The 12,560-nt window shown below is 44.1% G+C and carries 8 protein-coding genes; 5 read left to right on the forward strand and 3 right to left on the reverse strand.

Annotated elements, in window-relative coordinates:
- Positions 1 to 118 precede the first annotated feature (118 nt).
- On the forward strand, positions 119 to 1,762 hold the full coding sequence (gene panP, locus OCV30_RS09240; protein ID WP_017101464.1) for a pyridoxal-dependent aspartate 1-decarboxylase PanP: 1,644 nt from the start codon (positions 119 to 121) through the stop codon (positions 1,760 to 1,762).
- 359 nt (positions 1,763 to 2,121) lie between these two features.
- The gene (locus OCV30_RS09245) at positions 2,122 to 2,976 is read left to right on the forward strand and encodes a MurR/RpiR family transcriptional regulator (RefSeq protein WP_004734686.1); all 855 of its coding nucleotides are present in this window, start codon (positions 2,122 to 2,124) and stop codon (positions 2,974 to 2,976) included.
- Between the two features lie 140 nt (positions 2,977 to 3,116).
- Here OCV30_RS09245 and OCV30_RS09250 read toward each other — a convergent pair whose 3' ends face one another.
- Entirely contained in the window at positions 3,117 to 4,409 is a 1,293-nt protein-coding gene (locus tag OCV30_RS09250) for an iron-containing alcohol dehydrogenase (RefSeq protein WP_065680226.1), read from the reverse strand.
- Positions 4,410 to 4,940: 531 nt separating this feature from the next.
- Here OCV30_RS09250 and OCV30_RS09255 point away from each other — a divergent pair.
- Together OCV30_RS09255 and OCV30_RS09260 are read left to right on the forward strand one after the other, a co-directional pair.
- Entirely contained in the window at positions 4,941 to 5,204 is a 264-nt protein-coding gene (locus OCV30_RS09255) for a GrxA family glutaredoxin (protein ID WP_009847069.1), read from the forward strand.
- Between the two features lie 247 nt (positions 5,205 to 5,451).
- Complete coding sequence (locus OCV30_RS09260; protein WP_012604238.1) at positions 5,452 to 7,134, forward strand: aspartate:alanine antiporter; 1,683 nt, start codon at positions 5,452 to 5,454, stop codon at positions 7,132 to 7,134.
- Between the two features lie 185 nt (positions 7,135 to 7,319).
- On the opposite strand, the gene fabV is transcribed toward OCV30_RS09260, so the two are convergent.
- Positions 7,320 to 8,522, reverse strand: coding sequence for an enoyl-ACP reductase FabV (fabV, locus tag OCV30_RS09265; RefSeq protein WP_065680225.1), 1,203 nt, complete (start codon positions 8,520 to 8,522; stop codon positions 7,320 to 7,322).
- A 292-nt stretch (positions 8,523 to 8,814) separates the two neighbouring features.
- Between fabV and OCV30_RS09270 the strand changes: the two genes are divergently transcribed.
- The gene (locus OCV30_RS09270; RefSeq protein WP_102265919.1) at positions 8,815 to 10,191 is read left to right on the forward strand and encodes an IS4 family transposase; all 1,377 of its coding nucleotides are present in this window, start codon (positions 8,815 to 8,817) and stop codon (positions 10,189 to 10,191) included.
- A 54-nt stretch (positions 10,192 to 10,245) separates the two neighbouring features.
- Here OCV30_RS09270 and OCV30_RS09275 read toward each other — a convergent pair whose 3' ends face one another.
- Positions 10,246 to 12,528 carry an acyl-CoA dehydrogenase gene (locus OCV30_RS09275; RefSeq protein ID WP_004734682.1) on the reverse strand — a complete coding sequence of 761 codons (2,283 nt, stop codon included), beginning with the start codon at positions 12,526 to 12,528 and terminating at the stop codon, positions 10,246 to 10,248.
- Positions 12,529 to 12,560 lie beyond the last annotated feature (32 nt).

A 12,560-nucleotide genomic window follows, 5' to 3' on the forward strand; every position in this document is an offset into this window, starting at 1 on the left:
CCCTTAATTTACTATGCTTTTATGGGAAGTTGGATTTCATAATTAAGACGGGACATTGTTCCCGTTTTCGTTTAGATTATCCCGCTCGCGTCAATATAAGAAAAATAACTCGCTTGCTATGGTTACGGAACAAAAAACAGCAGATGTTAGCTTTGACAGTCTTCTACGTATCTTTACAGTACCAGAAGGCCCAGACTCAACACTCACTCAAATCGAAGACAAACTTTCACGAAACCTGAATCAATTCTTACGTGAACACATTGTGGCTGAAGAAAAGCCATTACGTGAGATTGAGAAAGATTTTTCGAATGCTCATATCCCAGAGCAGCCTGAGTTTGTTTCAGAACATACCGAGCATCTCCTCGATTCTCTTGTATCTCATTCTGTACATACGTCGTCGCCAAGTTTTATTGGTCACATGACGTCTGCGCTACCCTATTTCCTGATGCCGCTGTCTAAAATCATGATTGCGCTAAATCAGAATCTAGTAAAAATCGAGACCTCAAAAGCTTTCACTCCCCTAGAACGTCAAGTTCTGGGTATGTTACATCGCCTGATTTATCAGGATAGCGACCAGTTTTATTCTCGCTGGATGCACAGTGCCAACCACTCTTTAGGAGCGTTTTGTTCTGGCGGTACCATCGCGAATATTACTGCGCTTTGGGTTGCTCGTAACAATGCGCTAAAAGCACAAGGTTCGTTCAAAGGTGTGGAAAAAGAAGGCTTATTTAAAGCCATGAAGCACTACGGCTACGAAGGCCTTGCTATCTTGGTTTCTGAACGTGGTCACTACTCTCTGAAAAAAGCAGCGGATGTCCTTGGTATTGGTCAAGAAGGTCTAGTGTCTGTTAAAACGGATAACGACAACCGCATTTGTACTGACGATCTAAGACTCAAGATTGAACAGCTCAAGCAGAATAAGATAAAGCCTTTCGCTGTCATTGGTGTGGCTGGTACAACCGAAACCGGTAATATCGACCCTCTAAGAGACATTGCAGAAGTGTGTGCTGAATCCGATTGTCATTTCCATGTTGATGCCGCTTGGGGCGGTGCGACTCTAATGTCGAACAACCATCGTCACCTACTTGATGGTATTGAATTGGCTGATTCAGTTACGATTGATGCACATAAACAGCTTTATATCCCTATGGGTGCTGGCATGGTTTTGTTTAAGAAGCCAGATGCGATGACCGCAATCGAACATCATGCTCAATACATCCTTCGCAAAGGCTCAAAAGACTTAGGTAGCCATACGTTAGAAGGCTCTCGTTCAGGTATGGCAATGTTAGTCTACGCCTCAATGCACATCATCAGTCGCCCTGGGTATGAACTGCTGATCGACCAGAGCATCAATAAAGCGCGCTACTTTGCTGACCTGATTAAAGATCAAAACGACTTCGAACTGGTTTCAGAGCCTGAGCTTTGCCTACTGACCTATCGCTATGTGCCTGAATCAGTCAAAGCAGCACTACTCAAGGCTAAAGCACCAGAGCGTGTTGAACTGAATGAGCTACTGAATGAACTGACCAAGTTTATTCAGAAGAAGCAACGTGAAACGGGCAAGTCTTTCGTATCGCGCACCCGCTTAAACCCCGAAATATGGGCGCATCAGCCAATCATCGTTTTCCGTGTAGTATTAGCAAACCCACTGACGGGCAACGATATTCTCTCTTCAGTGCTTGAAGAACAGCGTGAAATCTCTAAACTAGCACCCAACTTGATGAGTAAAATCACCAAATTGGTTAAGCTAATCAACGCCTAGCCATTCAATTTTAGTTGCATCAAATTGAAAATTTCTTTCTTTTTGATGTAACTTAGCTGTCAGTTCATACTCAATTTGCATTCTTTTTGCTCAAACCCTCTTCCAATTCTGTAGTTTTCTAAAATTTTGTTGAGGTTTGTCATATTCTTAAGCATTGATGCCGTGTTTTTGTATTAGTGAATAGTATGTTGGGTTTATACTGACTCTATGGTGCTAGTTAGCTTGATATCTATTTGATGCAGTAGAATTTACAATACCGAATATAAGTTTGGTTTTGTATTTTCTTATATTTGTTTCAGCCATACCCCCTGGTAAAAGATATTAACTAGCAAGTTGTTCTCTATACCCTTGTGAACACTATGAATACATTAGAAAAAATACAAAAAAACCTGGAAAACTTCAGCAAGTCTGAGCGTAAGGTAGCCGAAGTAATCATGGCTTCCCCTCAAACTGCAATTCATTCTAGCATTGCTACCTTAGCGAAAATGGCTGACGTGAGTGAGCCTACAGTTAACCGCTTCTGTCGTCGTTTAGACACAAAGGGCTTCCCTGACTTTAAACTTCACCTAGCTCAAAGCTTGGCGAACGGTACACCTTACGTGAACCGTAATGTTGAAGAAGATGACGGCCCAGATGCTTACACGCATAAGATTTTTGAATCAACTATGGCTTGTCTAGATGTTGCTAAAAACAGTTTAGACGCGATGCAAGTAAATCGAGCGGTTGACTTACTGACTCAAGCAAAACGCATTTCGTTCTTCGGACTGGGTGCCTCTTCTGCTGTAGCCAAAGATGCTCAAAACAAATTCATTCGTTTCAATATCCCAATCACTTGTTTCGAAGACATCGTGATGCAACGCATGAGCTGCATTAACTGCAGTGATAACGATGTTATTGTTCTGATCTCTCACACTGGCCGCACTAAAAGCCAAGTAGAGATTGCGAACTTAGCTCGTGAAAACGGCGCGACAGTTATCGCTATCACAGCAAAAGACTCTCCGCTAGATAAAGCGAGTTCTCTGTCTATCTCATTGGATGTACCGGAAGACACTGACGTTTACATGCCAATGGCAAGTCGTGTTGTTCAGATGACGGTTATCGATGTGTTAGCAACAGGCTTTACGCTTCGTCGTGGTTCTGGCTTCCGAGAGAACCTGAAACGAGTAAAAGAGTCACTTCGTGATTCACGTTACGAAAAGTACTCTCAGTTCTAATCTGTTAAGATGTGAGCTTAAGAATTAAATTCAATTGAAAAACGGAGCCTAGAGCTCCGTTTTTATTTGTCTGTTTAAATGGGTTTGTGCTGTGATTGATTATAGTGTGTCTGGTTATGCCGAGAACAGATTGAAGACTGTTAGATAGTCCAGCTATTGCCCTTCTCAACCACGCTGTTCTCGGACGCATAAGAGTTGATAATGGTAAAGTTCGACTCGGCGGCAGGCTCTTGCTCAATTTGATTCATTGAAGCTCCCTCATGACGCCCTTCTACACAACCGCACTTCTCGCAAACCTTCTTCAGAATACGTACGAGTCGTTCTTGGTTCAGCGGTAAAGGGTTCCCTTTAATCGCCACCGATTTGAGCGCGTCGGCAGACACCTCATCAAACTGGGCTTCACAGACACCAAATTCCAGTAAGCTTGGAAGCTTGAGCGTATCCAACACTTCAGACAACCAAGAAATTGCCTCTTCCTCTGTTGCTTCTACGTTACCTGTCACTATCTGAGAAATTCGCTGATAACGCGCTAGGATGTCACTCCTCTGCTGTTCTTTCGCAACAGCGATGTTCTCCATCATCACAAATGGCGCTATGCGCGCTGTTATAACACTGTGTGGTGCAGATATCTTGCCACCTAACGCAGAAGCCAAACCATGCGCAGCACCAAGTTTGGCGTTAGTTATCGCTATTCCCCCTAACATAGAGGAAAACGCGAGATCAGAACGCGCTTGAGGTTCATCGTAGATACACGCCTGAATGACAGAGCCACTCAGCTTACGTAAGCCTTCTTCACAGATCATATCAGTCAGTGGGTTCGGTTCACCGCACACATAGGCTTCCATTAGATGGGTAAATGCGTCCATAGCACCTCGCCCCGACAAATACAGATTCGTACCATGAGTTAGGGTTGGGTCAACAATCGCAACGTCAGCCAGCATGTCTGGGTTTCTAAGGCTGATTTTCACTTGGTCTTGCCCTGATTTCAGCACCGCGTTTTTAGTGACTTCTGCACCTGTACTCGCTGTGGTTGGAATCGCAATGAACGGAAGTGGTTTGGTTTTAAGAGGGACATTACGCCCAACGACTTCAACATAGTCATACAAACTACCTTGGTTAGGTAAAACCGCGGCTAACGCTTTGCCCATATCGATGGCGCTACCGCCCCCCATAGCGACAACCATATCTGGCTTAAATCGACGTGCAGAAATAGCAGCCTCCTCAACCATTTTGATATTAGGTTCACCGGATACGGCAATGTGTTGATAGCGCATACTCTGTGCATCGAGATAGTCAGTAACTATTGAAGTGCGCTCTAATGTATTGCCAGTCACCAATAGCACGCTGTAACCGTATTGATTAAAGAGAGACAATGAAGCGGAGAGTGCTCCATCACCAAAGATGATCTTTGTAGATGTCATAAATTGAAACATGGTGCCTCCTGCGCCTATGACCGAACAAAACTGCGAACTCTTGGTTTTTAGAAAATTGATTTCTGGAAATTGGTCTCTTGGATTTTACATTTGGAATTTGATTTTCGTATTTACAACACAATCTCGCCCCCCCCAAAAAAAATACGAATGCACTAAAACATCATTACTTCAGACAGCTTACAGAATATGGTTCCATACCTAGATAAAGGATGCCTCGTTCTGCGTTTGATTTTTTTGACAAGGTGCAACTTGTCGCACTAAATATCGACTAAAGTTGCAATCTTAGGGGGAATTCACATACTAATATTGAGGGGAATTCACGATGACAGTGGCCAGTAAACAAGACTCTAGCCTTTTATGATTAATATTTGCGCTGATAGGCAAAACCTATCGTATTAAGAGGCAATTCCATCTTTATTTCCCCATGCCATTGAGGCATAGTTGGTTTTAAGAAATTTTGAGTGGCATTCATAATAGAATAGTTAACATAAATGAGTTAACGAGCCTCATCCCGTATTTAGGAGAAATTAAATGTTTGTAGTTATTTTTGGTCGCCCTGCTTGTCCATTCTGTGTTCGCGCAAAAGAGCATGCTGAAACTCTTAAAGCTAAACGCGATGACTTCAACTACCGTTACGTTGACATCCACGCTGAAGGCATCAGCAAAGCTGACCTAGAGAAGACTGTTGGTAAACCTGTAGACACAGTTCCACAAATCTTCATCGACCAAGATCACATTGGCGGCTGCACAGAATTTGAAGCATACGCAAAAGAAAACCTAGGTCTTTTCGACTAAACTGGGATTTCTCAAACGAAAATCGAGGCTAAAGCCTAAACAGCTGATAGATAAAACAGTTAGACTGTATGATTGATATAAAGCCCGCTCATTGTAGCGGGCTTTTTTATGACAATTTTTCAACCGGAGTAAGATTAAGGTCAATATCGAATAAAATTGAAAATAGCACTTATAATTTATTTATATTTAGATACAATTCATTCCTCAAACTGATCCTGTGTTTCACGCTAATTATTGAGCAATCACTGTGAATATCGACGTTGTCTTGCTGTTAAAACAAAACCCCATCCTTCTCATTTTTGTTGTGTTATCTATTGGCCTCGCCATTGGTAAAATTCGTTTCGGTAGTCTCCAACTAGGAAATTCAATCGGTGTTCTGATTACTTCTCTTATCATGGGACATCTTGGCTTTTCCTTTAACGCCGACGCTCTCACGATTGGTTTCATGCTCTTCATTTACTGTGTAGGTATTGAAGCTGGCCCCAACTTCTTCGGTATATTCTTCAGAGACGGTAAGCATTACCTCATTCTTAGCCTCGTTGTACTTTCTACGGCTATTGCCCTTACTTATTTTTGCAGCGAATATTTAGGTCTTGGTTTCGGACTTTCCGCCGGCATGATGGCGGGAGCACTAACTGCAACACCAATATTAGTTGGTGCGCAAGATGCACTCAATTCAGGTTTAGCTGAAGTGCCAAGAAACATGGACCTGGGTCTGGTCATAGAAAACCTCTCTGTAGGTTACGCGATGGCTTATTTAGTCGGCTTAATCAGTATGATTATGTTTGCCCGCCTTATTCCAAAGCTTCAGAAAGTAAACCTACACGACTCTGCAGAACAAATAGCTCAAGAGCGTGGCCTAGGCACCTCTGGCCAGCGTAAGGTTTACTTACCTATTATCCGAGCTTATCGTGTGGGACCAGAACTCATTACCTGGACTGATGGCAAGAACCTTCGTGAGCTTGGCATCTATCGCCAAACTGGTTGCTACATCGAGCGGATCCGACGTAATGGTATTCTTGCCCACCCTGATGGCGATGCCATTCTGCAAGAAGGTGATGAAATCGCATTAGTTGGCTTCCCTGACAGCCACGCTCGTCTTGATCCAAGTTTCCGAAACGGCAAAGAAGTTTTTGACCGTAATCTTCTCGATCTACGAATCGTTGAAGAAGAGATCGTCGTTAAAAGTGACAACATCGCGGGTAAGCGTTTATCTGACTTAAACTTATCCGAATACGGCTGTTTCCTTAACCGCGTAGTAAGAGCTCAAATTGAAATGCCGATGGACTTAAACATCGTACTTTCTAAAGGTGATGTACTACAAGTCAGTGGTGAAAAGAGCCGTGTTCACGGCCTTGCAGAAAAAATTGGTTTCATCTCGATTCACAGCCAAATGGCCGATTTGACGGCTTTCTGTAGCTTCTTCATTCTGGGTATTTTGTTTGGTTTGATCACCATGACATTCGGACAAGTCTCATTTGGTTTAGGTAATGCGGTTGGTCTTCTTTTATCAGGCATCATGCTTGGCTTCTTACGAGCGAACCACCCTACCTTCGGTTACGTTCCTCAAGGGGCGTTGAATATGGTTAAAGATCTCGGTTTGATGTTCTTTATGGTCGGTATCGGCTTGAGCGCCGGGGGTAAGATATTTGAGCATTTGACCCAAGTGGGTCCGCAAGTTATCGGGATAGCACTTATCGTGAGTGTACTGCCGGTATTCTTCGCTTACTTAGTCGGCGCTTACGCACTGAAAATGAATCGAGCTCTTCTTTTTGGAGCCATCATTGGCGCACGAACCTGTGCTCCGGCGATGGACATAGTGAATGACCACGCTCGTTCAACTATCCCAGCACTGGGGTACGCGGGTACGTACGCAATAGCCAATATATTGATGACCTTAGCGGGTACCTTTATCATTATCATTAGCTAGTTTATTCAGCGTTATAACGCTTTAGATTAGATATTTTAAATGCACTAATTCATCTTTGAGTTAGTGCATTTTTTATTACTTAATCTCTTTTCTCATCCCACATCTCTATACTACTTCCCTCAAACTACAGACAAAAAAATAGGCGCTCAATGAGCGCCTATTTCGTTTTGATTCGATTGTTTGAATTAGATGTCAGCTACATCAAATTCAACAGCTGTCTCAACGTCAGCTTCGTAATCAACACCATCAACACCGAAACCGAACAACTTCAAGAACTCTTCTTTGTACTCTACGTAGTCAGTCAGTTCTTTCAGGTTTTCAGTTGTGATTTGAGGCCATAGGTTACGACAATGCTCTTGAATGTCGTCACGAAGTTCTAGGTCGTCTAGACGTAGACGGTTCACTTCGTCAACTTCTGCTGCGCTACCATCTTCTTTGTATAAACGTTGGCTGAACATACGGAAGATCTGTTCCATACAACCTTCGTGAATGCCTTCTTCACGCATTTTCTTGAACACCATAGCGATGTAAAGAGGCATAACAGGGATTGCAGAACTTGCTTGAGTCACAACAGACTTAAGAACAGCAACGTTTGCAGTACCACCAGTTTGGCCTAGTTTCTCGTTAAGCGCTGACGCTGCACGGTCTAGATCCATCTTAGCTTTACCTAGCGCGCCATCCCAGTAGATTGGCCACGTTAGCTCAGTACCGATGTAGCTGTAAGCAACAGTCTTACAACCGTCAGCTAGAACACCCGCTTCAGAAAGTGCGTTGATCCAAAGTTCCCAATCTTCACCGCCCATTACAGTAACAGTGTCTTTGATCTCTTCTTCAGTAGCAGGCTCAACGCTTGCTTCAATGATCGCATCTTTGTTTGTATCTACCGCTGTAGATGTGTAAGTCTCACCGATAGGTTTAAGAGATGAACGAATCACTTCGCCAGTCTCTGGCATTTTACGCACTGGAGATGCCAGTGAGTACACAACCATATCGATTTGACCTAGATCTTCTTTGATCAGGTCAATTGTTTTCTGTTTAGCTTCGTTAGAGAAAGCATCGCCGTTAAGGCTTTTTGAATACAGGCCTTCTTCTTTAGCTAGCTTATCGAACGCTGCTGAGTTGTAAAAACCAGCTGTGCCCGGCTTTTTCTCAGTACCGGCTTTCTCGAAGAAAACACCGATAGTTGAAGCGCCGCCACCAAATGCAGCCGCAATACGTGAAGACAAGCCGTAGCCACTTGAAGAGCCAACAACGAGTACACGTTTAGGTGCATTTGCGATTGGGCCTTGAGCTTTTGTGTAAGCAATTTGTTCTTTTACATTAGCTTCACAACCGACTGGATGTGTTGTAGTACAGATGAATCCGCGAATTCGAGGTTTGATGATCATATTCAACTTCCTTAAAAAATCAGGTTAAGGATAAGAGTTTCGTGCGCAAATGGCATCTAATTTCTGTAAAAATGTGGTGAAAATGCAAGTGGTTGGAGCACTCAACTGATATTTGCTGACTAAGTCACCATTTGTTAACGCATGTATTGAGACTTCTACGACAAAAACTAAAAAAGGCACCTTATTAGGCTGTCTCTTATACACAAATCCCTAAGCCACGCTTGGGGATTTTTTTTGAACTATTTTTAGGTTTCATGATCTGATCATCTAAGCAATGACAAGGATGATTATCATGACCTATATAGAGCCAACCCTTTGGGCACAAAAACAGTTCGGTCAAGCCCACCTTAATGACCCTAGACGCACTCAAAGACTCGTTGCTCTCGCAGCCTCACTGGCCGAGCAGCCTGGCGTACCCGTCTCGAAACTCATTATCTCCCCTGCTGAAATGGAAGGGGCTTATCGCTTCATCCGTAATGAGCAAATCAAAGCAGAAGATATCGCAGAAGCGGGTTTTTATGTCACCGCACAAGAAGCATTAGAGCAACAAACACTTCTTGCCTTAGAAGACACCACTTCTCTCAGTTACTCCCATCGCAGCATTCGAGATGAACTCGGGCACTCCAATCAAGGCAATCGACATCGCGCCATGTTCGTACACTCAACCTTACTTTTTGCTCCCGACACTCAATCTGTTATTGGTTTAATTGAACAACAGCGCTGGACTCGTGATATAGAAAAGCGAGGTCAAAGGCACCAGCATGCGACTCGACCATACAAAGAGAAAGAAAGTTATAAGTGGGAACAAGCCTCTCGCCATGTCGCTGAGCGACTTGGCGATAAAATTTCGGATGTCATTTCTGTGTGCGATAGAGAAGCCGACCTATTTGAATACCTCACTTACAAGCGAGAGCAACAACAAAGGTTCCTCGTTCGCTCAATGCAAAGCCGCTGTATTGAAGAGCATGATAATCGTCTTTATAGCTATGCCTCTACCCTGTTATCAGCCGGAGAGAAAGTGCTCGAAATACCGCAAAAAGGCGGTCGTAAAGCTCGCAAGGCTCATTTAGATATCAAATATGCCCCCGTGACACTCAAGTCTCCTGCTAACAAGAAAGAGTTCGATAACATTCCGCTTTACTACGTGGGATGTATAGAACAAGGAGAGAGTGGTAATAAGCTCGCATGGCACTTACTGACTTCAGAGCCGATAACGAGCAAGGAAGAGGCACTCAAAATCGTCAGTTATTATGAGCGGCGCTGGCTAATAGAAGATTTTCATAAAGTCTGGAAAAGTGAAGGGACTGAAGTTGAGCAACTGAGAATGCAAAGTAAGGATAACTTAGAAAGGCTCAGCGTCGTTTTGGCTTTTATCGCGACTCGGTTACTCCAGTTGAGGTTTATGAATGAATCAGACGAGTTATCTAAGAGCAGTTGTGAGCAGGTATTAAAAGGCAAAGCGTGGAAGTTAATGTGGCTCAAGTTGGAGAGCAAAAAACTACCGAAAGAAGCGCCTAATATATCATGGGCTTACAACGGTATTGCTCGGTTAGGTGGTTGGAAGAATACCAAGCGAACAGGTCGCGCTTCTATAAAGACGTTATGGCAAGGATGGCTTAGGTTACAAACCATCCTTGAAGGGTATGAACTCGCTAAGTCTCTTGATTAACCAGACTTGTGATCAAGAGACAGCCTTATTAGGTGCCTTTTATCATTTCCTTATCTAAGCAACGCTATTTAGCTTAGGTTTTAACTCTTTTCGCGTCAAAGTTTCGCTAAAATCATGACTGAAGTGGTCAACTTGAATCGCTGTATAGCGTAGTTTATCAGCAGCAACAATTTGGTCGACTTCTTCTTGTGTCAGAACGTCAGCAGCAAGTGCTTGAGCCAGTTTGTCTGCCAACAAGCCTTTACGAGCCACTTTGCCCTCTTTCACTGCTTTGAAGATTTTACGCTCCAGAGGCTTGATGCTGTACATCGCATTGAACGCGTTCTCCATAAGGCCAACACTATCATCCTCTTCCTTGCCGATGTAGCAAAGGTGAGTCAGACGTTCACGGTGTGCTCCCGGAGTCATCAAGCTTTCTGCTAGTTGAACTGTTAGGTTATCACTTGGTTTTTCGAAGTGGTTACCTACAGGGAAAACTAGACCTTTAAGTACTTTACCAACCATCTTGTTCGGGAAGTTACGGTACGCTTCTTGTAACGACTTAGCCGCATTGTGGAAACAGTGTTGAACCGCGTAGTGGACGTAGTCTAGGTCAGCTTGTTGACGACCTTCGTCTTCATACTTCTTAAGCGCAGCAGACGCCATGTATAGGTAACTTAGACCATCACCTAAACGTGCAGAGATAAGCTCTTTACGTTTCAGTTCACCACCTAGCGTCAGCATTGCGAAATCCGCACTCACTGCAAGCGCACGGCTCAAACGAGTCAAATCTTGGTAGTAAGGCTTAGTTGGACCGCTCATGTCGGCTTTAATGAACTTAGAGCCAGTTAGTGCTGCGCCAAACGCGCCGAACGTGTTCTTAGTTGCGTGAGAGATGTGCTTGAACAACAAGCTATCAAAGTCTTTTGCACCTTGCTTCTCGTCTGGGTTCGCTGCCGCTTCCATTTCGCTCAATACGTATGGGTGACAACGTGTCGCACCTTGACCGAAGATCATCAGGTTACGAGTTAGAATGTTCGCACCTTCTACTGTGATAGCAACTGGAATACCTAGGTAAGGCGCAGCCAAGTAGTTCATTGGGCCATCTTGAATTGCACGACCTGAATGGATATCCATTGAGTCATTCAGAATAGTACGAGCCATCTCTGTCATGTGATACTTCGCGATAGCCGTTACGATACCCGGCTTCTCTTTCATATCAAGTGAAGTGGTTGTCAGTGTACGAGTCGCTTCTAATAGATACGTTAAACCACCAATACGGCCTAAGCTCTCTGCAACACCTTCAAATTTACCAATCGACATACCGAACTGCTTACGAACATAAGCGTATGCGCCGGTCGTTTTCGCTGTTAGGTGGCCCATCGCCGTACCAAGTGCGGGTAATGAGATACCACGACCTGCAGACAAACATTCCACCAGCATACGCCAGCCTTTACCTGCGTAATCTGCGCCACCGATTAGCCATTCCATAGGAATAAATACATCGTGACCGCGTGTTGGGCCATTCATAAACGCAAGACCAAGTGGATCATGACGCTCACCGATCACAACACCTTCGTGGTCTGCCGGGATAAGCGCACAAGTGATACCAATGTCTTCTTTGTCACCCAGTAGCTTTTCTGGATCGTGCAGTTTGAAAGCCAAACCAAGTACCGTTGCCACTGGTGCAAGCGTAATGTAACGCTTGTTCCAGTTAAGCTTGATGCCTAGTGTCTCTTTACCTTCGTGCATGCCCATACACACAGTGCCGACATCAGGGATACCACCCGCATCAGAACCTGCTTCAGGGCCTGTTAGTGCGAAACAAGGGATATCTGTACCGTCAGCTAGACGTGGAAGCCAGTAGTCTTTTTGATCTTGAGTTCCGTAGTGAGACAGTAGCTCACCAGGGCCAAGAGAGTTTGGAACCATTACCGAAACCGCGGTACTGATACTACGCGTTGCAATCTTAGTTACGATTGTAGAGTTGGCGTGCGCCGAAAATTCACGGCCGCCGTACCCTTTCGCGATAATTAGCGAGAAGAAACGCTCTTTGCGTAAGAAGTTCCACACCTCTTCAGGAAGGTCCCGGTCTTCTTTCACAATTTTGTGGTCATCAAGCATAGCGAGTAGAGTTTCAAGTTCATTGTCCATGAACGATTGCTCTTCTGCTGTCAGCTGTGGCTTTGGATATTGGTGTAGCTTAGTGAAATCTGGTTTACCAGAAAACAGCTCTCCGTCCCACCACACGCTACCCGCTTCCATCGCTTCTTTCTCGGTGCTAGATAGGGGTGGTAGTACTTTTTTAAAGAGTTTAAAAGCTGGGTCACTTACCCATTTTTGTCTTAGAGAGCTCATAGTTCAGATCCTTTTGTTCACTATATTGTTTG

The organism is Vibrio atlanticus (assembly GCF_024347315.1).
GTDB classification, from domain to species: Bacteria; Pseudomonadota; Gammaproteobacteria; order Enterobacterales; family Vibrionaceae; genus Vibrio; species Vibrio atlanticus.